General features: G+C 38.5%; 24 protein-coding genes and 2 pseudogenes. 19 read left to right on the top strand and 7 right to left on the bottom strand.

Annotation, left to right across the window (positions count from 1 at the left end):
• Positions 1-17: 17 nt before the first annotated feature.
• Positions 18-1,241: an MFS transporter gene (locus tag ACLHDF_RS09010; RefSeq protein ID WP_413918538.1), complete on the bottom strand. Its 1,224-nt coding sequence runs from the start codon at positions 1,239-1,241 to the stop codon at positions 18-20.
• Between the two features lie 420 nt (positions 1,242-1,661).
• Between ACLHDF_RS09010 and ACLHDF_RS09005 the strand changes: the two genes are divergently transcribed.
• The 11 genes and pseudogenes from ACLHDF_RS09005 (at position 1,662) to ACLHDF_RS08955 (ending at position 11,809) form a co-directional block, all read left to right on the top strand.
• Positions 1,662-2,033: a thiol-disulfide oxidoreductase DCC family protein gene (locus ACLHDF_RS09005; protein ID WP_413918537.1), complete on the top strand. Its 372-nt coding sequence runs from the start codon at positions 1,662-1,664 to the stop codon at positions 2,031-2,033.
• A gap of 191 nt (positions 2,034-2,224) precedes the next feature.
• The gene (locus ACLHDF_RS09000; RefSeq protein WP_413918536.1) at positions 2,225-3,148 is read left to right on the top strand and encodes an oxidoreductase; all 924 of its coding nucleotides are present in this window, start codon (positions 2,225-2,227) and stop codon (positions 3,146-3,148) included.
• A 250-nt stretch (positions 3,149-3,398) separates the two neighbouring features.
• Positions 3,399-3,959 (top strand): annotated as a pseudogene (locus ACLHDF_RS08995) (amidohydrolase family protein); the annotation flags it as partial.
• Entirely contained in the window at positions 3,937-5,040 is a 1,104-nt protein-coding gene (locus tag ACLHDF_RS08990) for a DgaE family pyridoxal phosphate-dependent ammonia lyase (RefSeq protein WP_413918535.1), read from the top strand. The pseudogene ACLHDF_RS08995 and the gene ACLHDF_RS08990, both read left to right, overlap by 23 nt.
• A gap of 1 nt (position 5,041) precedes the next feature.
• Complete coding sequence (gene dagF, locus ACLHDF_RS08985) at positions 5,042-5,797, top strand: 2-dehydro-3-deoxy-phosphogluconate aldolase (protein ID WP_413918534.1); 756 nt, start codon at positions 5,042-5,044, stop codon at positions 5,795-5,797.
• Positions 5,790-6,806, top strand: a pseudogene (locus ACLHDF_RS08980) (sugar kinase). The gene dagF and the pseudogene ACLHDF_RS08980 overlap by 8 nt, the downstream one beginning before the upstream one ends.
• Positions 6,807-6,817: 11 nt before the next feature.
• Entirely contained in the window at positions 6,818-7,534 is a 717-nt protein-coding gene (locus ACLHDF_RS08975; RefSeq protein WP_413918533.1) for a GntR family transcriptional regulator, read from the top strand.
• Between the two features lie 198 nt (positions 7,535-7,732).
• On the top strand, positions 7,733-8,974 hold the full coding sequence (locus tag ACLHDF_RS08970) for an alkaline phosphatase (RefSeq protein ID WP_413918910.1): 1,242 nt from the start codon (positions 7,733-7,735) through the stop codon (positions 8,972-8,974).
• Between the two features lie 134 nt (positions 8,975-9,108).
• Positions 9,109-9,846 (top strand): DsbA family oxidoreductase, encoded by a 738-nt coding sequence (locus tag ACLHDF_RS08965; protein WP_413918532.1) that lies wholly within the window; start codon positions 9,109-9,111, stop codon positions 9,844-9,846.
• A 203-nt stretch (positions 9,847-10,049) separates the two neighbouring features.
• Positions 10,050-11,009, top strand: a complete 960-nt coding sequence (locus ACLHDF_RS08960; RefSeq protein WP_413918531.1) for a S8 family peptidase — start codon at positions 10,050-10,052, stop codon at positions 11,007-11,009.
• Entirely contained in the window at positions 11,006-11,809 is an 804-nt protein-coding gene (locus tag ACLHDF_RS08955) for an endonuclease I family protein (RefSeq protein WP_413918530.1), read from the top strand. Before ACLHDF_RS08960 ends, ACLHDF_RS08955 begins: the two co-directional genes overlap by 4 nt.
• Before the next feature lie 49 nt (positions 11,810-11,858).
• On the opposite strand, the gene ACLHDF_RS08950 is transcribed toward ACLHDF_RS08955, so the two are convergent.
• Positions 11,859-12,320 (bottom strand): MarR family winged helix-turn-helix transcriptional regulator, encoded by a 462-nt coding sequence (locus tag ACLHDF_RS08950; protein WP_413918529.1) that lies wholly within the window; start codon positions 12,318-12,320, stop codon positions 11,859-11,861.
• Between the two features lie 280 nt (positions 12,321-12,600).
• On the opposite strand from ACLHDF_RS08950, the gene ACLHDF_RS08945 reads away from it, so the two are divergent.
• Genes ACLHDF_RS08945 through ACLHDF_RS08930 form a run of 4 tightly spaced genes read left to right on the top strand, consistent with a single transcriptional unit; the run spans position 12,601 to position 15,627 of the window.
• Positions 12,601-13,239: an HlyD family efflux transporter periplasmic adaptor subunit gene (locus tag ACLHDF_RS08945; protein ID WP_013056227.1), complete on the top strand. Its 639-nt coding sequence runs from the start codon at positions 12,601-12,603 to the stop codon at positions 13,237-13,239.
• 33 nt (positions 13,240-13,272) lie between these two features.
• A complete protein-coding gene (locus ACLHDF_RS08940; protein ID WP_413918528.1) occupies positions 13,273-14,898 on the top strand; it encodes a DHA2 family efflux MFS transporter permease subunit in 1,626 nt (541 codons plus the stop codon).
• 57 nt (positions 14,899-14,955) lie between these two features.
• The gene (locus ACLHDF_RS08935; protein WP_413918527.1) at positions 14,956-15,384 is read left to right on the top strand and encodes a MarR family winged helix-turn-helix transcriptional regulator; all 429 of its coding nucleotides are present in this window, start codon (positions 14,956-14,958) and stop codon (positions 15,382-15,384) included.
• A 45-nt stretch (positions 15,385-15,429) separates the two neighbouring features.
• The gene (locus ACLHDF_RS08930) at positions 15,430-15,627 is read left to right on the top strand and encodes a helix-turn-helix domain-containing protein (RefSeq protein ID WP_413918526.1); all 198 of its coding nucleotides are present in this window, start codon (positions 15,430-15,432) and stop codon (positions 15,625-15,627) included.
• Between the two features lie 31 nt (positions 15,628-15,658).
• Here ACLHDF_RS08930 and ytzI read toward each other — a convergent pair whose 3' ends face one another.
• Positions 15,659-15,793, bottom strand: coding sequence for a YtzI protein (gene ytzI, locus ACLHDF_RS08925; RefSeq protein WP_082178527.1), 135 nt, complete (start codon positions 15,791-15,793; stop codon positions 15,659-15,661).
• A 128-nt stretch (positions 15,794-15,921) separates the two neighbouring features.
• Between ytzI and ACLHDF_RS08920 the strand changes: the two genes are divergently transcribed.
• Together ACLHDF_RS08920 and ACLHDF_RS08915 are read left to right on the top strand one after the other, a co-directional pair.
• Positions 15,922-16,083 (top strand): YfhD family protein, encoded by a 162-nt coding sequence (locus ACLHDF_RS08920; protein WP_074894520.1) that lies wholly within the window; start codon positions 15,922-15,924, stop codon positions 16,081-16,083.
• A gap of 129 nt (positions 16,084-16,212) precedes the next feature.
• Positions 16,213-16,347 (top strand): hypothetical protein, encoded by a 135-nt coding sequence (locus tag ACLHDF_RS08915; RefSeq protein WP_413918525.1) that lies wholly within the window; start codon positions 16,213-16,215, stop codon positions 16,345-16,347.
• Positions 16,348-16,427: 80 nt separating this feature from the next.
• Here ACLHDF_RS08915 and ACLHDF_RS08910 read toward each other — a convergent pair whose 3' ends face one another.
• The 4 genes from ACLHDF_RS08910 to ACLHDF_RS08895 all read right to left on the bottom strand — a co-directional run bounded on the left by ACLHDF_RS08910 (position 16,428) and on the right by ACLHDF_RS08895 (position 20,242).
• Positions 16,428-17,435: a FecCD family ABC transporter permease gene (locus tag ACLHDF_RS08910; protein ID WP_413918524.1), complete on the bottom strand. Its 1,008-nt coding sequence runs from the start codon at positions 17,433-17,435 to the stop codon at positions 16,428-16,430.
• Positions 17,432-18,442 carry a FecCD family ABC transporter permease gene (locus ACLHDF_RS08905; RefSeq protein WP_413918523.1) on the bottom strand — a complete coding sequence of 337 codons (1,011 nt, stop codon included), beginning with the start codon at positions 18,440-18,442 and terminating at the stop codon, positions 17,432-17,434. Before ACLHDF_RS08905 ends, ACLHDF_RS08910 begins: the two co-directional genes overlap by 4 nt.
• Before the next feature lie 81 nt (positions 18,443-18,523).
• Complete coding sequence (locus ACLHDF_RS08900; RefSeq protein WP_413918522.1) at positions 18,524-19,447, bottom strand: iron-hydroxamate ABC transporter substrate-binding protein; 924 nt, start codon at positions 19,445-19,447, stop codon at positions 18,524-18,526.
• A complete protein-coding gene (locus ACLHDF_RS08895) occupies positions 19,448-20,242 on the bottom strand; it encodes an ABC transporter ATP-binding protein (RefSeq protein WP_413918521.1) in 795 nt (264 codons plus the stop codon). It abuts the gene before it with no gap.
• 189 nt (positions 20,243-20,431) lie between these two features.
• Between ACLHDF_RS08895 and ACLHDF_RS08890 the strand changes: the two genes are divergently transcribed.
• Positions 20,432-21,481 (top strand): NAD(P)/FAD-dependent oxidoreductase, encoded by a 1,050-nt coding sequence (locus tag ACLHDF_RS08890; RefSeq protein ID WP_413918520.1) that lies wholly within the window; start codon positions 20,432-20,434, stop codon positions 21,479-21,481.
• A 151-nt stretch (positions 21,482-21,632) separates the two neighbouring features.
• Entirely contained in the window at positions 21,633-22,820 is a 1,188-nt protein-coding gene (gene megL, locus ACLHDF_RS08885) for a methionine gamma-lyase (RefSeq protein WP_413918519.1), read from the top strand.
• Positions 22,821-22,905: the final 85 nt, after the last annotated feature.

The raw sequence follows: 22,905 nt of genomic DNA, 5'->3' as shown, positions 1-22,905 counted from the left end.
AAGAGAAAAGGCTTTTTTTATGATGCTGTCTCTTGAATTTGTTCGCTGCGATTTTTATTTAAAATTTTACGGTAGCGGTAATTAACAAAGGCAGCCGCTGCCATACCTACTACTGAAAGCATCGCATCAAAAATAAAGATAATTGAAATATGTCCCGTTTTGGACATGAGTCCTGTTGCTAAAGGCAATAAAATAGCAGCTAGCCCAGCAGCGGTCGCTACAATTCCAGTAACTGTTCCTTTTTTGTTCCAGAAAAGATCGGTCATAACAGTAATTGCTAATTGAAAGACCCCAGCCGTAGAAAATCCCATGAAAAAAGCAGCTACAATTGCAATAGCAGGTACTTTAACAAACAGAAGCGTAAGTACAGCGATAAGGGTAATCATTGGGTAAATGAGAATAACCGTTACAGGGCGAAGTACTTTGCTTAATAATACGGCTAATACTAAAACAGAGATTAAAGCTCCAATGCTGTAGTAGCTTAAAAGGCGAACGGAGCTGCTTTCAGCCATACCCAATACTTGTTGACCATAAGTAGGGAGCCAAATTTGAGCCACTGTAAATAGCGCTGTAGAAGTAAACCCAATCACAATAAGAGCAATTCCTTCTTGTTTCATTTTAGGAGGAGAGATGAATTTATTCTCTGCTGTATTTTGTTGTTGAGCTGTACTCTGTTGGCGTTTATGATTGGGAAAAGGCAGTTTGAGCATAAAAATCATATTTAGTAAATAAATAAGGGCCGCAAGGAAAAAAGCATACCCATAAAACAAATCACGGTCCGCAAAAAAGGCAATCATAAACGGAAGAAGTGCCGCGCCAGCTGAAATAAATGCTTTTACGAGAACACTGGCTGAACCTGAAGATTTAGGAAAGACTTCAATCAAAGCAGGGTACGTTCCAGCATCCATAGCGGAATTTGCAATACCAGCGATAATAGCAAAGATAAAGGCAGTTTGATAATTCGGCGATAACGGAATGCCAATTAAGAAAATAGCCATTGTTAGAGACGAAACAATAATCAAAGGCTTTCGTCCGGATTTATCAGACAAGATGCCTGCTAGAGAATACGAAAGCAATTTTCCAATTCCGATAGCAGAAATAATATAGCTGATTCCGGCACCATCCGTATTTAATTGTTTTGTCAAAAATGACATATTTGATGCAAGCATAATATTTACCATGCCAAGTAGAAAGTAGTTAATATACATACCTGAAGCTGACAGCATGTACTTATTTTTCATCGTTTACACATCCTTACGTAAATAAAGCTTATATGAAATGGATAAAAGTAATCACCTGTTCCTCCTTTTTTCTTCGTAATTTATAAACCTATTTTCATGATAAGTTTAGGAAGATCTTCCCTTTACCTTTTATCATTCGATTCATTTAGTTCTTTTTAGTATGTGACTAAATGCGTGCATCTAGTGCTTTAAATCAATATGAAATCTATTCTAACATGTTTTTAGTGCTTTAAACCAAAAAAGTGATATTTTATAAAAAATTCCTAGCTTCTTGCATGGTTTCATTAAAGAAATCCCGCAAAAAATGTTTGCTTTAAAGCCAAGCTAAATAAGAATCGCCTCTTAATAGCGATTATTCAAAAGGAGAAAAGGGTATTTATAGACTAAGGAAAAGGAAACAAAGGAAGAAAGGTGGAAACAATGAAGCACAAAGTATTTTTCGATGCGGAATGTCCTTTATGTTACAACGTCAAAAAAATAATTAAAGCGTTGGACTGGACGAACCAAATCCAGTGGATTTCAGTTCAATACATTGAACGAACGGATTATGGTTATTTGAAAGAAGAAGGAAGAGATTTGTATGACCAAATTCATATGGTGACCAAAAAAGGTGAAGTACTAGCAGGGTTTGAAACGGTTAGACGGCTTTTGGCTGTTTTACCTCTTACATTTCCAATCGGTGTACTTCTGCATTTACCATTGATGAAAAAAGCGTTCAGTCCGCTATACAAATGGATATCTACAAACCGGTACGACTGGTTTGGACGCTACGAATCGCCGCGTACCACATAAAAACATGTAAAAGGGACGAGCTTTGAAAAAGCTTGTTCCTTTTGTTTTGATGGAAGTATAATTTATACATACATTGATTTTTAAGGAAAGAAAACTTTAAGGTTTCAGATAAAAAAAACGTAAAATTTAGTGTGACTGAGACGCTTGCTACGTTCTAGAAAAACAGCTATAGCTGAAAGGGAGAGCTCTATATGACAATAAAATGGACAGCTGAACAGATGCCTGATGTAACGGGAAAAACAGCCCTTATAACGGGAGGAAACAGTGGGATTGGATTTGAAGCTGCAAAGGCTCTAGCTGCGCGCGGAGCAGAAATCATCCTTGCTGTACGTAATGAGGCAAAAGGTAAAGAAGCTGGGCAGAAAATTAAAGCGGCTAACGAGAATGCTAAATTGACTATTATGTCATTAGATCTCAGTGACTCGAACTCTATTCGGCATTTCGCCAATCAATTTCTTCAACAATACTCGTCTTTGGATATTCTCATTAATAATGCAGGCGTGATGGTGCCTCCTCACAGTAAAACGAAAGACGGATTTGAACTGCAGTTTGGCTGTAATCATTTAGGACATTTTGCACTTACTGGTTTGCTGCTTCCTATACTAATGACAACTTCACATTCACGAGTCGTAACGGTAAGCAGTATAGCGGCTAATTCTGGAGAAATCTATTTTGATAATCTAGACGGAGAAAAAGGCTACAGCCCAATGAAATTCTATAGACAAAGTAAACTCGCCAACCTATTGTTTGCCAAAGAATTGCAAAACCGCTTAAAAGCTGCGGGATCAACGACAATTAGTGCGGCTGTGCATCCGGGTATTTCAAATACAAACCTATTATCGCGCGGCTCAGGTAAAGAACCAAACGGCTTGTTAAAATTTTTAGTCAAGCTATTTAGTCAATCTGCAGAAATGGGTGCGCTGCCTACTCTTTATGCAGCCACTGAATCAATAGAAGGCGGGACGTATATTGGGCCAGACGGAAAAGATGCTAAAAAAGGATATCCTGTAAAAGATATGATGGGAGATGTTTTATTTAAACCGGAAGTAGCGGGAAAACTATGGAGCATATCGGAAGAATTAACAAAAGTGACATATATATTCAAGAAAAGATAAAAACCAGCGGCTATTGGTCGCTTTTTATCTTTTTTTAAACCTAAACATCATAACGTTATATTTATTTATTTCTATATGTTATTCTACATTTGTAAAAGCAGAAAAATAATTAATACTAGTGTAAGCGCCACCATAAAAGGAGTGAACGAAATGAAGAATCGGTTTCTATTACGGAATGTCAAATCGGTCCCTGAAAAAGAGTTTGATATTGTTATAGAAAATGGAAAGATCTCCGAGATAGCAAAAGCTGGTGATGGTTCATATCGGATCTGGCCCTCCTGCTATTGAGGAAGTTGTTTCGATTCTAGAAAAAGGAGACATTATTACTCACTATTTGAATGGAAAAGCTAATAATCTCTTTGATGATGAAGGAAAGCCGCTTCCACTCCTAATGGAGGCCATCCAACGAGGTGTTCATTTAGATGTAGGCCATGGAAATGCAAGCTTTTCGTTTCAAGTAGCAGAAGCTGTCAAAAAACATAATGTTAAATTCAATACAATTAGCACAGATATTTATCGGAAGAATCGACTAAATGGGCCTGTATATAGCTTAGCTCATGTATTATCTAAATTTCTTTATTTAGGATACAGCCTTGAAGAAGTAGTAAATGGTGTTACTGTTAATGCGGCAAAGTGGCTTAATAGACCCGAGCTAGGAAGGATACAAGTTGGAGACCGTGCCAATTTAACTCTTTTTACTATAGAAGACGAGCCTGTTCTGTTTGTTGATTCCGAAGGAGAGAAGAGAGAAGGTAAGCAATTAATTAAAGCAAAAGGAGTAGTTGTAAATGGAACGTTCATTGAATGCTAAATATGGCTTGAAACGAGTAATTAACGCGAGCGGTCGAATGAGTATTTTGGGTGTATCAGCACCGACTGATACAGTAATGGATGCAATGAAAAAAGGAGGACAAAATTACGTTGAAATTGCTGATTTAGTTGATAAAGCAGGCGATTATATTGCTGGGATCTTAGGAGCAGAAGCAGGTGTGGTTGTTAACTCAGCTTCAAGTGGAATTGCTCTCTCTGTAGCTGCTCTTGTTACACAGGGAAATCGCCGCAAGAGCGAGCGTCTTCATCAAGAAGAAATTCCTAAAAAAGAAATTATTATTCTGAAAGGTCATAACGTACAATACGGGGCACCAGTTGAAACAATGGTTTATTTAGGTGGAGGAAAGCTTATTGAAGTTGGCTACGCTAATGAAGGCAGAGCAACTCATATTGAAGAAGCGATTTCTGAAAACACAGCCGCCATTCTTTATGTGAAATCTCATCATACAGTTCAAAAAAATATGATCTCTGTGGAAGAAACGTGGGAAATTGCACAGAAAAACAATGTTCCGTTAATTGTGGATGCTGCCGCAGAAGAAAACCTTCAAAAGTATGTAAAATACTCAGACCTTGCAATCTACAGTGGCTCAAAAGCAATTGAAGGACCAACTTCTGGAATTGTTGGAGGTAAACGCAAATATATTGAATGGCTGAAAGTTCAACTACACTGTATTGGAAGAAGTATGAAAGTAGGAAAAGAAACAATATTTGGGTTACTTCAAGCACTTGATGAGTATGGAGAAAAGAAAGATAAAAGCGCAAAAGAAAAAGAGAGTTTACAAGCGCTAATGTCGTTAAAAGACATAGAAGGCGTTAACGTAACAATTGTGGAAGATGAGGCAGGACGGGCTATATTCCGTGCTAGAATTCAAATCATTCCAGAACAGGCTAATATAACTGCAGAAGAAGTTGTAAAAGAGTTGGGTGAAGGTGAAATTGCTATTTATACACGTGATTACGGGATAAGACAAGGATATTTTGACATCGACCCAAGACCTTTAAAGGGCGATGATATACATGTAATTGAGTCTAGAATACGCGAAATTGTAGGAGGAAACTGATATGTCAAACATTACAAAGCGTTTTTATAAAGAGCGTGCAGCATTAAACGTATTAGCAAACAGTCTCGAAAATGCCAAAGAAGTATTTGAGGCTGCAGAAGGGCATGTATTAGTAGGCGTGTTATTCAAGGATTATTCTACTGTCGAAGAAGCAGTAAAAGCAATGAAAGAATACGGAAAGGAAATTGATGAAGCAGTATCAATTGGTTTAGGCGCTGGAGACAATCGTCAAGCAGCTGTAGTAGCGGAAATTGCAAAGAATTATGCTGGCAGTCATATTAATCAAGTATTTCCTGCTGTTGGAGCAACACGTGCTAATCTAGGTGAAAAGGATAGCTGGATTAATAGTTTAGTGTCCCCAACCGGCAAAGTCGGCTACGTAAATATTTCGACTGGTCCAGTTAGTGCAGCGCATGATGAACAAGCTATTGTACCGGTCAAAACAGCTATTGCCCTAGTACGTGACATGGGAGGAACCGCGCTCAAGTATTTTCCTATGAAAGGGTTAAGCCATGAAGAGGAATTCCGAGCTGTGGCACACGCTTGCGGGGAAGAAGGATTCGCTTTAGAGCCAACTGGCGGAATTGATAAAGAAAACTTTGAAACAATTTTGCGTATTGCTTTGGAAGCGGACGTCCCAAAAATTATTCCGCATGTTTATTCGTCAATCATTGATCAGAAAACAGGAAAGACAAAAGTAAATGATGTACGTGAGCTACTTGAAAAGATGAAAAAGTTAGTTGATCAGCATGGCTAAAAATTTTGCAGCATTTGGAGAGGTAATGATGCGTTTACAAGTACCAGGATATGAATTACTTTCTCAAGCTCATACATTAAGCTATTCGTTTTCTGGTACAGGGGCAAATGTAGCGGCGGGATTAGCTAACTTCGGATATACGGGATATTTGATCACTGCTTTACCGGATAACGCTGTGGGAGATGCGGCTGTATCTTAACTTAAAAAGTTAGGTATTTCACAGTCATTTATTAAACGCAGCGGAAAACATGTCGGTATGTATTTTTTAGAAAATGGATTTGGGTCTCGATCTAGCCGAGTTACATATACCAACCGTTTAGAAAGCAGCTTCAACAGAGCTCCTGAAGGCATATATGATTTTGAGAATATTGCAGAGAAAGTAGATGTGGTGCATTTTTGTGGAATCTCTCTGGCAATGAATGATTCCGTCCGATCCCATATGAAATCATTTGCCAAAGCGGTAAGAGAACGCGGTGGTATGGTCGTATTTGACTGTAACTACCGTCCGTCTCTATGGGAAGATGAAGGATATGAAAACGCAAAACCTCATTATGAAGATATGCTGTACCTTGCAGATATCGTAATGATGAATGAACAAGATGCTATGCACATTCTTAAGATGGAAACAGAGGAAACAAGCAGAAGAGAGCAGCTGATGAAACTAATTCCAAAGGTAGCAAAGAAGTACGGTCTTTCTGTCGTAGCGGGTACGCACCGATCTATTAATAAGGACAATAAGCACTCTTTATGCGGTTTTATATATAAAAATCATACATTTACATTTTCTGATACGATTACTTTTTCTGTCTATGATAGAATAGGCGCAGGAGATGCCTATACAAGCGGCATTTTATATGGCGAGTTGGAGAGCTTTTCAGCAGAAAAGACTGTTGCATTCGCTGTAACAGCGGGAATGCTTGCTCATACAATCGTAGGCGATACTCCTATGTCATCCCAGTACGATATACAAAAAGCGATGACAGAATCAGTAGGCGATGTAGAAAGGTAGAGGATGTAATAGTGAACATATCTCGAAAAAAAGGACCACTGTATTTACAAATAAAAAATATCTTAAAAGATCGAATTTTGCATGGCGGGTATCCCATTCAAACAAATATTCCTTCTGAACCGCAGCTGGAAGAGGAATTTCAAGTAAGTAAAATTACGGTTCGAAATGCTATTAAAGAACTTGTGAAAGATGGATATTTAGAAACAAAAAGTGGTAAAGGAACAAAAGTTATTCGAAATACATCTATTTCAAGGCTGTCAAAAGGAAAACGCTTTACCGAAGTGCTGGTGGAAAAAGGGCATATCATTCAAAAAAAGCTGCTTGGGGTAGAGACAATTGAAAATGCACCAGAAACAACTTTATATACGCTGTTTGGTGAGCAATGTATTCAAATAGAACGTCTTTACTATTTAGATAATGAACCTTATATTCATTACACGCATTATTTAACCATGCAGCGTATGGAAGGGATAGAATTAACACACTTAAATGCACAGTCGTTATACGATTTGATTGAAGAACAAGATATTACATTGGAGAAATTTCGAGATCAGTTTGCTGTTGCAAAAGCTGATTCTTATGTAGGCGAAAGACTGAATGTGCAGGCCGGAGAAGTGCTATTAAAAAGATCACGGTATTCATATGATGAAGAAGGAAATATCATCGAATACAGTGAGGGCTATTATAATACAGAGATGCAGCAATACATTGTGAATTACGATATTTAAGAAGTGCGAGAAGAATACATATTCTTTTCGCCTGAAAAATGAGAGCGTTTACTAAATGGGGGGGAAGAGGAATTTAGTCTGTTATATATCTTTACACACCTTTAACTTTTTATTTAAGTTGATTTAACAGACTGCGTGTACAGTTAAGTTATGTTAATAATAAACAGTAAAGGGTGTAAAAAATGAAAAAAACGTGCAATTGGAGCGGCAGTATTATCAGCGGTAACTGTAGCAGCATTAGCATTCGGAACAAATTCACCAACGGATGTTAATGCTGCTAAAGGCGAAAATAACCAAAAAGCCAAGAATGTAATTTTATTTGTTGGAGACGGTATGGGCACTGATCACTGTGATGCGATTCAACTGGTTTCTGTAGGAGCAAATGGGAAGTTAGCAATGGATGATATGCCGTCAGTAGGGAGAGTACATACAGCTTCAGGAAATTTATTTGTTACGGATTCCGCTGCAGCTGCTACAGCCATGGCTTCAGGAGTTAAAAGCTATAATGGCGCTATTAGCGTAAATATGAAAGGAAAGCCTGTCCAAACTGTTTTAGAAAAAGCAAAATTAGCTGGGAAAACGACGGGACTTGTGACAACCAGTCAAGTAACAGATGCAACTCCAGCTGCTTTTGGCGCACATGTTAAAGATCGAAGTGCTCAAAGTGACATCGCAAAGCAGTATCTTGAAAACAGTAAAGTAGATGTGATGCTAGGTGGCGGAGAAGATTATTGGTACCCAAAAGGAAATGAAGGTGCACATTCAGATGCCCCGCCAGAAGATAAAACAGAAGGAAGCAAAGGAACGAAAGGGAATTTAGTAAACAAAGCACAAAAACTTGGATATACATACGTTGATAATAAAAATGAATTAAAGTATGCTAAAGGAACAAAACTGCTTGGTCTGTTTGCTAATGAAGAAATGTTTCAACAAGCTCCAGAAGGCCAAGGTGACGTGTACAATCCTCAAGTATCTCTAAAAGACATGACAAAAAAAGCAATCAATACGCTATCACAAAATAAAAAAGGATTTTTTCTTGTAGTAGAAGAGGAAGCCATTGATGAAATGGCTCATAATAACAATGCTGAACTTATGATTAAAGCAGGTAAGCAGCTTGATGATACGGTGAAGATGGCAAAAGCGTATGCCAAAACACATCCGGATACTCTCGTATTAGTAACAGCTGACCATGCAACCGGAGGCTTAGCACTTGAAAAAGTAGACAATAAAGATAATGGCGGGGATCAGGCATCAAAAGAAGACGGGCCATTTACAATCGCTCATTCAAAAGAGCAGTACGTTGCGGATTGGACAACTGAGGAACATACCTCATCAGACGTTCCTTTAAATGCAATGGGTGCCGGTTCTGAAAGATTTACTGGAGTATATGAAAATACGTATCTACATGATGCTCATGTAAAAGCAATGAATTTAAAATAACCGAAATAAAAGCAGCCTGTTACAGCTAGTATATAAATCAACAGGGTGTTTTTACTTTGTTTGAGCAAGTTATGATGGAATTTCTTCAAAGGTATGCTACGATAAGAATTATCTTGAATTAAAGAGGTGTCACGATGAAAATAGAAGTTTGGTCAGACTTTGTCTGTCCTTTTTGTTATATTGGAAAGCGTCGATTAGAGCAGGCGCTTCAGCAATTTGTACACAAAGATGACGTGCAGGTTGAATTTAAAAGCTTTGAGCTAGATCCGAATGCTCCAGTTAATACGGGCAAAACGATTAATGAAGCTCTTGCTGCTAAATATGGAATGACGATTGAACAAGCAAAACAAGCAAATGAAGGAATCGGACAGCAGGCAGCTGGTGTGGGATTATCCTTTAATTTTGACGATATGAAGCCAACTAATACATTTGACGCTCATCGTTTAGCTAAATTTGCAAAAGCTCAAGGAAAAGAAGCAGCCATTACAGAAAAGCTGCTTTACGCATACTTTACTGAATCAAAACATTTGGGTGAAGAAGAGACGCTGATTGCTCTTGCAGAAGATGCGGGTCTTGATCGAGAAGAGGCACGTGAAATTCTTGCGGATAAAAATGCATATGCAAATGAAGTGCGCAGTGATGAAGCAATGGCTCAGCAATATGGCATTAGCGGTGTTCCGTATTTTGTTATTAATCAAAAATATGCCATTTCAGGCGCACAGCCAGCTGAAACATTTGTAGGGGCTCTTCAACAAGTGTGGGAAGAAGAAAATCCGACTCGCGTTTTGAAGAGCCTGTCTCCGGAAGGGGCAGATGACGCCTTTTGTGCAGATGGTCAATGTGCCGTGCCTGATTCCTCTAAAAACGAATAATAATCAGAAGCAGAGACGGAAAATTCCGCTTCTGCTTTTTGTTTATTTACAAAAATTTTACCAAAAATACAAACAAATGTTCTGTTTTTGTGTTATAATAGATTTAGAAGCAACAAGCCTCGATGAGTAAGCTCCAAAAATAAGCGATTAAAAGTAATCCCACCATGAACTAGCTTCCATTTAATCCTGCAGGGGGAATCTGAATGAAGAACAAAGTGCGCATTATCCCATTTCAAGTAGTTGAACAATTGAACCAATTCAATGAAGTTCCAGAAGGAGTGGCTCTAATTGGAGCAGAGGAAGTATGGAAGCAAACAAAGGGAAAGGGAATAACCGTAGCGGTTTTGGATACTGGCTGTGACGTTACACATCTAGATTTGCAGGAACGAATTATTGAAGGAAGAAACTTTACATACGATGATCAACAAAATCCACATATTTATCAAGATTATAATGGTCACGGTACTCACGTAGCAGGAACAATTGCAGCAGCCCATAATGGAACGGGTGTTGTAGGAGTGGCTCCGGAAGTGAATTTACTAATCTTGAAAGTACTTGATGGGAATGGTGCAGGTCAATACGAGTGGATTATTCAAGGTATTAACTACGCCATCGAGCAAAAAGTAGATATCATTTCGATGTCGCTTGGAGGTCCGGCGGATGTGCCTGAGCTACATGAAGCGATTCAGCACGCTGTTAATCAGAATATTTTAGTTGTCTGCGCAGCTGGAAATGAAGGGGATGGAGAAGGCTCCACAGATGAGTTCGCATACCCAGGCTCATACAATGAAGTTATTAGCGTAGGAGCTGTTGATGTAGAGAAACGTTCTTCCGTATTTTCTAACTCAAACAACGAAGTAGATGTAGTGGCTCCGGGAGAGAAAATCGTATCAACTTACTTGCATGGAAAGTATGCCGCACTGAGCGGAACCTCTATGGCAACACCTCACGTAGCAGGAGCCGTAGCATTGATAAAAGTTCTTTCAAATGAAGCGTTTGGAAGAGAACTTACGGAGCCAGAGATTTATGCACAGTTAATCAAAAGAACACTTCCGCTAAATGAATCACCAAGAAAAGTAGGAAACGGATTTGTGCACTTGACCATTGTTGAAAAGCTATTGCGTGAAGTTCAACGTCAAACGACCTCAGAGGTGATGAGATGAGAAGCAGTTTAGACATGTTAATGGTGGAAAAGGAGCAGGCAAAAGCTCTTTATCACCAATACGTAAACGATCGAAGCTATTATGATGAAAAGGCAGATGAAGAGAGTAAAAATCTTTATTATCAAGATACTCCCTTTGAAAGAGAAGCCATGCAAACTTTGTTAACGGAAACGCATCAGCATTTGTTAAATTATTCACCTCATAAATATGTATATCCATGGGTGGATTTACAGGAGAATGGAGAGCTGAAGAGTCTCTATTCAGGGAAAGGTATGGATCCTTTAGAAACCATCAAGCAAGATATTGATATACTTCAATCGCTTACTGACTTCTCTCTTTCAAGCAGTGATATACTGCTGAACTGTGAGCACGTTGTCCCACAGTCCTGGTTTGGAAAACAAGAGCCTATGAGAGGCGACTTGCACCATTTATTTGCCTGTGAACCTTCTTGTAACAGCCGAAGAGGTAATTTTTCATATGTTGACTTCCCGGATTATAACCCGGAAGTTAAGCAATCAGACGTAAAAGAAGGGTGCGGCAAAGCAGAAAAAGGTAAGTTTGAACCTGAATATGGAAAGGGAATTGTTGCTCGGGCAACCCTTTATTTTTTAATTCGCTATCATAATAAAATTGACTCTTCACGAGTAGATCTTCCTCTTTTACTAAAATGGCATGAAGAATTTACTGTTTCACTTTATGAAAAGCATCGCAATGCAGCAATTTTTGAATTGCAAGGCAACCGAAATCCATTTATCGATTTTCCAGACAAAGCAGCTACGTTAATGAGTTCTGCTTTCTAAAATAGCAAAGAGCTCCGCTTCAATTCAAAGCGGGGCTCTTTTGCATATTTCAATATGAAAATCCGTACTTTTCATTTAAAAGGGCATCCATTTTATTTAACAAGCGAAAATATTCTTCTTGTTCTTCTACAGTTAGAGCTGCTAGCATATCTTTTAAAAATTCATTTCGCTTCTCTGTAATCATAGAAACAAGCTTTTTTGATTCATCGGTCAATGAAACCCACACGACTCTCCGGTCTTTTTCATCTCGTACGCGCTGAATGAGGGATTCTTCTTCCAATTGGTTTAATAAGCTAGTTGTAGCGCCAGAGGTTAAGTGAAGTTTATTTGAAATATCTGCTACCATGTACTTTGTGCCGCTGGCAATGTAGTTTAAGATATAAAATTTAGTGGGTGTTAAGTGATAAGGCTGTGTTTTTAATGTTTCTTCGACTAAATGTCGCATATATTGAAAAAAAGACGTGTTAATTTGATAAAGATGTTCAATTTTTGACTCTAAATTGTTATCCATGCTAGCTTCCATCTCCTTGTACACTACGGACATATATAAATTAACTCTAAAATAAAATGAAACAATTGTAAAGGATGGCAATGATTATCTTTAACTACCATGATTATTTTTAAATTAATATCTTTACGAAAAAATATCTTTATGATAAAGTTATTTAGGTAGTTAACCAAATAGGTGATCATAAAGATATGTTTCCTCATAATAGATGGAGATAATATCTTTGTGAAAAAGCTATATAAAAAAGTAGTTTCGTTATTGAAGTATTAAGGAGGAGTAATGAATGTCTAGAAGTCGCTTAATGGTAACAAATTTTATTGGAATCATCGTTATTTTAGCTTTATTAATTGGAGGAGGGTATTATTACGTTCAAAAATCGAACTATATTACAACTGATAACGCTAAAGTATCTGGAGATGTATACAACGTAGTTGCACCTGCAGCAGGTAAGGTAGCAAGCTGGACAGTGGAAGAAGGAAATGATGTCTCAAAAGATGCTGAAATTGCAAAAATTCAAGCTGAAAAAGGATCTGTAGCCGCCACAGTACCAGCAGATGGAAAGATTATTCAAACAAATGTAAAAGAAAATCAAATGGTTCAAGCTGGACAGCAAATTGCAACTGAAGTAGATATGAAAGACCTATTTATCGTAGCGAACATCAAAGAAGATCAGCTTAAAGATATTAAAGAAGGCGACGATGTGGATGTAACGGTAGACGGAGACAGCAGTGCAAAAATTGACGGCAAAGTCGAAGAAATTGGATATGCAACTAATTCACTTTCATCTTTAACATCGAACTCAAGCTCAGATGGAAACTACACAAAAGTGTCTCAAACGGTTCCTGTAAAAATTTCTATTTCTAATTATTCAGAGCATGTACTACCAGGTATGAACGCTGAAGTGAAAATTTCAAAAGACTAATTGTTACTACAAAAGTTCAAGAAGGGAGGAAATATGATGACAGCCAGTATAGAGAATACAAGTGATGGATCCATCAAAAAGCATATTCCACTATTAATTGTTTTAATGCTTGGTTTGTTTCTTGCGATATTAAACCAAACGTTATTAAACGTAGCCATCCCGCATTTGATTACTGAGTTTGGCGTAACAGCAAATACAGCTCAGTGGTTGTTAACAGGATATATGCTTGTGAACGGGGCGTTAATTCCGCTTTCTGCGTTTTTAATTGAACGTTTTGGTGTACGTCGCTTGTTCTTATTTGCAATGTTTTGCTTTACAGTAGGGTCATTGATTTGCGGAATTGCACCTACGTTTTCGATTATGCTTACGGGCCGTTTAATTCAAGCTATTGGTGGAGGTGTACTATCGCCTCTTGTCATGACCATTATTGTCTTTATTTTCCCTCCTCACATGCGAGGAAAAGGAATGGGGATTTTTGGCTTGGCTATGATGTTCGCACCAGCCATTGGTCCAACATTATCTGGATGGGTCATTCAAAACTATGACTGGCACATCCTCTTTAACGGCATGGTGCCATTAGGTGCCATTGTATTAATCATTGCTTTCTTTCAATTAAAAGACATTCAGCCTCCAAAAGATGTAAAAGTTCATATGCCTTCTGTTGTGACATCACTTGCAGGTATGGGATTATTGCTTTACGGATTTAGTGAAGCTGGAAACGACGGCTGGACGGATTCAGTTGTTCTTTCCACAATCATTGGCGGAGCAGTGCTTTTAATTATATTTGTTCTTCAGCAAATTAAGTCTGAAAAGCCGCTGTTGGATATGCGCGTATTTAAATATAATATTTTTTCACTATCAAATGTTATTAGTATCGCGATTACAATCAGTATGTACGCAGGTATGTTCTTGCTTCCAATTTATTTGCAAAACATCCGCGGCTATTCTGCTTTTGATTCAGGACTACTGTTACTTCCTGGAGCGCTTGTTATGCTGGTTATGTCGCCGATTTCGGGTACATTGTTTGATAAAGTTGGACCTCGTCCGCTAGCAATCGTGGGTATGCTCATTACGTCTATTTCAACGTTTGAATTTACGAAGTTGACGATGGATACACCGTTTAATCATATTTTAGGGATTTATATTATCCGTTCGTTTGGTATGTCTCTTTTAATGATGCCAATTATGACAGCTGGTTTAAATCAGCTTCCACAGCGACTAAGCAGTCACGGGACGTCGATGTCTAATACGCTTCGTCAAGTAAGTGGTTCAATTGGTATTAGTTTAATGACAACGATTTTTACTAACCGTACAACGTATCACGTAAATGAAATCAGCAGTTCCATGAATACGTCAGATCCATTCTTTATGAATAGCTTTCATTTATTTGTCCAAAAAGTGGCCGCTACTTTGCATTTATCACAAGATCAAGCTCAGCAGCAAGCGCTGACGATCTTATCTGGAAAAATGACGCAGCAAGGTACAATTCAAGGTATTAACGATGCCTTTTACTGGGCAACAGCGATTTCTGTTATCGGCTTAATTTTAAGTTTCTTCCTTCGTGACGTGCGTAAGGATAAAGTAGTTGAAGAAAAGAAATCAGAAGCTCAGCAGCAAGATATTCGTATGCTTCCAGCTCCAAAAAGTATAAATTCATAAGGAGCTAACCTTAAGTTCATCATAAAACATGTTGGAGAGAAAGGGGCGGTGAGGTGGATGGATCCATTGATATTTGGTGAAGAAATTCAAAGAATTTCAATATCTTTAAATAAAAAAGTAATGGCAAATGTAAAAAAACTTTTACAGCATTACGGAATTACCCCTTTTCAATATCATATTTTACTAATTGTTGAACGTGCACGTACAATACCTGTCACCAAAGTAGCAGATGAAATGAAGGCGAGTCCAAGCGTTATCACTGCATCGATTACACGTTTGTATGAGCTAAACCTTGTAGAGCGCTACCATTCAAAAAGAGATCGGCGTAAAGTTATGATTGAACTTACAAACAAAGGAAAACAAGTGATTCAAGCTGCTGAGAAAGACATGCAGCAAGAAGTTGAAAAACTTTTTGCATGCTATAAAGAAGAAGAGCAGCAGCAATTTCTCACGCTCTGTCGGCAGCTAGATGAACATGTGACTTAAACCGGAATAGAAAAAAGTATATGGAGTTAAGCGGAGTGAGTGTAAATGGATAAAGAGATGGTAAAAAATATTCGGAAAAACTACAACATGAATCAGCGGAATTTTGCTCAAGCAGTGAACTGCAGTTTTTCTTTAATCGCACTGGTTGAAGTGGGTAAACGAAGAGTAACAAAAAACTTGGAAGAAAAAATTAAACAAGCATTTCAATTAAATGATCATGATTTAAAAACAATGCAAGGCTAATACAAAAAGTAGGTGTGTGAAGAAAACGCACCTACTTTTTTTCGTCTTGTTTTTTTGTAAGCGGATCTACGGTATGTTTGTAATCGTAAGCTTTTGAAGTAGTAACTACGCACAGCAGTAAAATAACAAATACAATGATAATAGAGAGCGTAATAATGATGATCATATAAAACGTCCTTTCTTTTTCTCATTACATATGCTTTCGGTCTTGTTGATAAAATTCCTTCTTTCTCCACATAGTGCAGAAACGACAAACGCATACTAGTAACAGTCTGGAATAAAGGAGTGTTCATAATGAATGAAAAAGAATTAAAAAAACAATTAAAAAAGGTAGCGGATTATCCTGCATCTAAAGCAGATGGAGTAGACGAAGAGTTTTCTCGTGAATTAGCAGACCAAGATGATTTAGAAGCACAAGCTAGAGCGAACGCTGCAGATGAAAGACAAAAAAAATAAAAACTGAGGCTGGGATAAAAGTATTTTAGCTGAAGTGAAAAACGAACCACTAATCAAAATGTTTGATTAGTGGTTCGTTTTTTTTGTTATGGTGAGCGTAGGTTTCATCTGTTTAGTTCCTTCTCGCTGTTGATTGGAGAGCAAGGCGAAGACTCCTGCGGGAAAAGCGGAATAGGTGAGACCCCGCAGGAGCGGAAGCGACGAGGAGGCTCACCGGCTGCCCGCGGAAAGCGAAGTCTTGCACGGAAATCAACAGCGGTGTAACAAGCGATCCATACTAGCTCATGCATTCAATTGGTTCGTCTTTAGAGTGGATTGATGTTGTTATCTCTCAGCCTCGTTTGTTATTTTTTTAAAAGCAAATAAACAAAATAAGGAGCACCGATTACGGCGGCGATAATTCCTGCTGGTACACCGTTAGGATCCGCAATGTTATGTCCTATTGTATCTGCAACTAGTAAAAGCCAACCGCCAAGTAAGATAGCGACAGGAATAAAAAGCTGGTTTCTCGGCCCGACTAAGCCTTTTGCAATATGAGGAGCAAGAAGCCCAATAAAAGCCACGCCGCCCGTAACTGAAACTGCGGCTGCCGCTAATGCAACCGCTGCTAGAAGCAATGTTATACGCTCTTTCTCCATAGAGATACCGACTCCAATAGCTGCAGCTTCATTTAAGTTAAAAATATTTAATGAATTTGCTTTATACAATATAAAAGGAATCAAGACAAGAAGCCAAGGTAGAAGAGCCCATATAAAAGGCCAGTCTGTTCCCCAGATGTTTCCTGCAATCCATTTAGCAATAAAATCAACTTTGGCACGATCAGCTGATGACATAATCACCACCATCATTCCAGAAAGAGCCATAGAAAAACCTACGCCTGTTAAAATAAGCTTTACAGGCTGCAGCCCTTGGCTTTTACTATATGCACAAAGATAGATAAGACCAGCTGTAAACAAGGCGCCAATGAACCCTACTAACGGAAGGGCATAGACGAAAGAGCCAGCTTCAATTGGGAAAAATAAAAAGAATACAGCAATTGCGACACCTGCCCCTGAATTAATTCCTATAATTCCAGGTTCCGCTAAATCATTGCGCGTAACACTTTGTAAGATAGCCCCGGACAAAGCAAGAGCCATTCCGGCTAAAAGGGTAATGACAATTCGCGGGAGTCGAATTGAAAAAAGGACGAACTCATCTGTAAAATTCCCTTTGCCAAAAAGAGTAGGCAGCACTTTATTATAAGAAAGCGGTGCATCACCGAGCCCCATTCCTATCACAACCGTTCCAAGAATCAAAGCAGTGAGCAGCGTCATAATTATTCGTTGTTTTCTAATAAGCGCTGGGTGAATCATGAGAATGCTTTTCCTCCTTTACGAACAATGACTAAAAAGAAAGGTAAACCAATCATTGATACAATTGCTGCTATCGGTGTTTCATAAGGAGCACTTACTGTTCGGGCCAATGTATCAGCCAGCAGCATGAACGCTGCGCCAGTGATAGCGGACATAGGGATAATATAACGATAGTCGGTTCCTACTACTCCTCGTACAATATGAGGAATCATCAAGCCGATAAATACCATATTTCCGACTAGGGCGACAGAAGCGCCGGCAAGAAGAATCATGACGATAAATAAAATTGTTTTGACTTTTGTAGTTTGCTGCCCTAATCCTACAGCGACTTCTTCATTTAAACTTAAAATAGTAAGCTGCCGAGAAAGCAGAAGGGCAATGAATATACCTCCGATAATAAAAGGAACAATGATTTGAAGCTGTGCCCAAGAAGTGCCTACAATTCCCCCAGCTGTCCACATTGATACGTCTTTTGAAATTTTAAAATAAATGCCGACGCCTTCTCCAATCGCATAAAGAAATGCTGAAACGGCAGCCCCGGCTAGTACAATTCGAAGCGGAGAAAAACCGCCTCTTTTTATAGCAGCAATCCCAAACACCAGGATTGCTCCAACCGCAGCTCCGATAAAGCAAGCAACGGTAATACCCAAGTAATTTGTAGAAGGAATAAAGGCAATTGTCACAGCTAAAGCCGCATTTGCGCCAGAAGTTAAGCCTAAGAGTCCTGGATCTGCAAGAGGGTTTCTTGTCATACCTTGCATAATTGCTCCTGATACCGATAAAGCAGCGCCAACAAAAACGGCGGCGATTTCACGAGGTAAACGAATATCCCGGATGATCGAAATTTGTTCGTTTACAGTGCTTGATGAAAGTGCTGACCACACATCTTTTATAGATATGTCAGCAGCGCCAAAAACCATTGAAAGAACAAACATTGTGATGAATACGAGCAGCATACCTATTAATTTATACAAAAAAGGAATGAAACGCTGATTGTCTTTTTTCATAAAACACCCATCTTTTCATGTAAGAATAAATTTATTAAAACAAAGCAAGAGGAATTCTAAAAAGAATTCCTCTTGAATGAATTACTTACCAAGAAATTTTTGAGTAAAGAAATCTAATTGATAATCTAATGTGATTGGATCATTAAAATAAAATTCTTTTGCATTCGCTTCAAATACGTGATTGTTCTTTACAGCAGGAATATTTTTATACGTATTTGTTTTCTCAAATGATGTATCTCCATCTTGGTTTTTGCTAAAGATTAAATAATCTCCGGCATATTCAGGAAGAACTTCCGGTGAAATCGCATAGTACCCATCTTTCAAAGCCATTTCCTTTACTTTCTCCGGCATCTTTAATTTCATTTCTTGATAAAGAATTTCAGTTCCGCGTCCCCAATTATCGCCAAACACATAAAGCTGCTTGTCAAAGTTCTCAATAACCGAAACCGTGGTATCTTCGCCAATTTTAGCTTTGATGTCAGACCCAGCTTTTGCCGCACGCTTTTTAAAGTCGTCTACCCATGATTGTGCTTCTTTTTCTTTATTTAATAGCTTTCCAATTTCTACATGCTGAGTAAGGTAATCTACTTTACCGTATGTATACGTGACAGTAGGGGCAACTTTTTTCAATTTATCAATATTTTTTGTATTGGATAAGCCAATAATTAAGTCAGGCTTTAATTCAATAATCTTTTCTAGATTCTCATCCGATACTTCTTCAACGCCTTTTAATTTCTTTTCAAAGCGTGGATTCATTTTAGACCATGAGTCCACTCCGACAATGTTAACACCTAAAGAAAGTACGTTACCTGCATAGGAACCTAACACAACAACACGCTTCGGATTAGCCGGAACTTTTACAGGGCCGTCTTCAGATTGATATGTAATCGTCTTGGATTCGCTGTTTCCTTTACTAGAATCGTTTTTGCTTTCAGTTGAACCGTTGCCGCAGGCACTGATAAGTAGTACGAATATGAGCATAAATGGAAGTAGTAGTTTTTTCATTTAGTTATCTCCTCTTAATAAATTATACGTGATACACATTGGTTTATTTGTTCTCGGATCTCGTCCGATTTCAGCATCGATATGAAACACCTTTTTTAGAACGTCATGTGTGATCACTTCTTCGCAATTTCCGGCTTTGACAATTTCGCCATCTTTCAAAGCGATAACATAATCGGCAAAGCGAGCGGCTTGGTTCAAATCATGAAGAACCATTACAACTGTACGTTCTTGCTCTTTGTTTAGTTTTTGAAGCAGCTCCAGCACTTCTAACTGATGAGCCATATCTAAGTAGGTAGTCGGCTCGTCGAGGAATATAATATCGGTTTCTTGAGCTAAAGCCATCGCAATCCACACTCGCTGACGCTGACCGCCTGAAAGAGAGTCAACAAGACGAAACTTGTAGTCTTTTATGCCGGTTACTTCAAGCGCCCAGTCAATCGTTTTATAGTCTTCTTTTGATAGACGTCCAAAACCTTTTTGATAGGGAAAGCGCCCATAAGATACGAGCTCGCCAACAGTCAAGCCACTGGCACTTTCTGGCGTTTGAGGGAGAATGGCCATTTTTTTAGCGAGTGCTTTCGTATGTTCTTTTGAAATGTTCTCCCCATCTAAAATAACGGAACCGGATTGATGAGAAATAATACGGGTGATGGCTTTTAAAAGCGTTGATTTTCCACATCCGTTTGAACCAATAATCGTTGTAATCTTCTTATCTGGAATGTTAACGCTTAAATCTTTTACTATTAGACGTTCACCATAACTAATATGTAATTCCTGTGTATACAGGCGAACCATATCTGAACCTCCATTTATGTTTAATACAACAAATATTTGATAATGATTATCAATGTCGTTTTCTTTACATACTATAATTCGAACATTTTCGGATGTCAATAGTTATTTTTGTTGTCAAAACGTTGAGAAAGATGTATATTTAAATGAGAATGATAATCAATAACGATTGATTGCGAGGAGTGGACGTTCATGACACAAAATGAACTGTTTGATGTGACAATTATAGGCGGGGGACCGGCTGGCCTTTACTCGGCTTTTTACAGCGGATTAAGAGAAATGAAAACAAAGCTGATTGAGTATCAGCCAAAGCTAGGCGGGAAACTTCACGTTTATCCCGAAAAAATGATTTGGGATGTAGGAGGACAAACTCCTGTTGCTGGAGAAACGCTTATTGAACAGCTTGTTGAACAAGGGCTTACATTTGATCCAACTGTTGTTTTAAATGAGAAAGTTGAATCCATTTCTCGCTTAGGAGATGGTATTTTCAAGCTGACGAGTTCTTCAGGCGACCATCATTACTCGAAAACTATTATCCTTGCTGTTGGAGGAGGTATTTTAAATCCCCAAAAGCTCAAAATTGAAGGAGCAGAACGGTTTGAAATATCAAACTTAAACTACACGGTCAAATCTCTGCAGCATTTTAAAGATAAAACGGTGATTGTTTCCGGGGGAGGCAATTCAGCTATTGATTGGGCAAATGAGCTAGAACCCGTTGCAAAAAAAGTATATATTACGTATCGAAACAGTGAACTAAATGGCCATGAAGCACAAGTGAGCCAATTAATAAACAGTTCAGCTCAGTGCCTGCTTAACACATCTATTACAAAATTAGTAGCAGACGCTACTCATGAATTTATAGAAGAAGTTGAACTGACTAATCATCAAACCGGTGAGATTTCTTATTTGCCAATTGATGAAGTTATTATTAATCACGGTTATGAAAGAGACACGGAGCTGTTAAAGAGCAGTGAATTACATATCAAAACCATTGATGACTGCTATGTTGCAGGTAACGCAGCAAGCGAAACATCTGTAGAAGGCATATATGCAGCGGGAGATATTCTCATGCATGAAGGGAAAGTCCATTTAATTACAGGTGCTTTTCAAGACGCTGCTAATGCCGTGAACAAAGCAAAACACTTCGTTCAGCCCTCTGCTGCTAAGACGGCTATGGTTTCTTCTCATAATGAAGTATTCAAAAAGCGTAATTCAGCGTTAATTAAACAAATGATGGAGTAAAGCGGGATGCAGTGTGCATGTCGCTTCTTTCTCTATGTTGTAATTATCTAAATGGAGAGGCAGGGAACGAAAAAAGGAAAGAGAAATATACTATTAGAAAACGCTTACATTTAACGTGACATACCGCTCGTTTGCATAAGGAGGAAGCCATATGAACGAAAAAGAGAAATATCAGTTTGAAACAAAAGCCATTCACGCAGGATATGAGTCTAAAAATCATTTTGATAGTTTAGCCCCGCCTATTTATCAAACGTCTACATTTACCTTTTCATCTCTAGAACAAGGCGCAAACCGGTTTAGCGGAGCAGAAAATGGTTATGTATATTCTCGGTTATCTAATCCAACCGTCACCATTTTAGAAGAACGTATGGCACAGCTTGAAGAAGGAGAGGCCGCTTTGGCCTTTGGATCAGGAATGGCTGCAGTATCAGCTGTATTGATTGGACTTACAAAAGCAGGCGATCATATTTTATGTTCTAAAGGAGTGTATGGATGCACGTTTGGTCTGCTGGAAATGCTTGAGGAAAAATATCAAATTCAGCACTCATTTTCCAACTTGGAAACAGAGGGTGAAATTCTTGCTGCTATAAAAGAAGATACAGCATGTATTTACATTGAAACACCGATAAATCCAACTATGACTTTAGTGGATTTAGAGTTAGTTACTTCTATCGCTAAGCAAAAAGGAATTACCGTTGTAGTAGATAATACGTTTTCGACTCCTTATTTGCAACAACCGCTGAAACTCGGCTGCGACGTAGTTATTCATAGTGCAACTAAATTTATTGGTGGACATGGAGATGTTGTGGCAGGAATTGTAGTAGGAAATGAAGAGGTTATTTCCGGACTGCGCAAAACGACGCAAAAGGATATAGGAGGCATTCTTTCACCGTTTGATGCTTGGCTGTTACTCCGAGGCTTAAAAACGCTGGCCGTTCGAATGGATCGGCACTGCGAGAATGCTGAATATATCGCAAAACAATTAAGCCTCCATCCCAAAGTGAAAGCCGTTTATTATCCAGGAGATAAAAAGAGCTCAGCTTATTCCCTCATGCAAAAGCAAATGAAAAAAGGAGGGGGGCTTCTATCCTTTGAAGTAGAAGGCGGTTATGAAGAAACTGTAAAAGTAGTTAATCAGCTTAAGCTCATTTCCATTGCAGTGAGTCTTGGAGACGCTGAAACGCTTATTCAGCACCCGGCCTCTATGACGCATGCAGTTGTGCCGGAAGACGCTCGGAAAGAAATGGGAATCTCAAATGAACTTCTTCGTTTATCAGTTGGGCTTGAAGCTTGGGAAGATATTTGGAAAGATCTGCAGCAGGCTTTAGATAGGATATAAAAAACGTTCAAACAAAGCTTGAAGTATCTTAAGGATATTTCAAGTTTTGTTTTTTGAATATCAACGGTATGTCATTGCTCATATC

The sequence above is a fragment of the Priestia megaterium genome (genome assembly GCF_046599315.1).
GTDB classification, from domain to species: domain Bacteria; phylum Bacillota; class Bacilli; order Bacillales; family Bacillaceae_H; genus Priestia; species Priestia megaterium_F.
The sequence above is the reverse complement of the archived record's forward strand: the minus strand, read 5'-3'. Positions and strand labels throughout refer to the sequence as shown.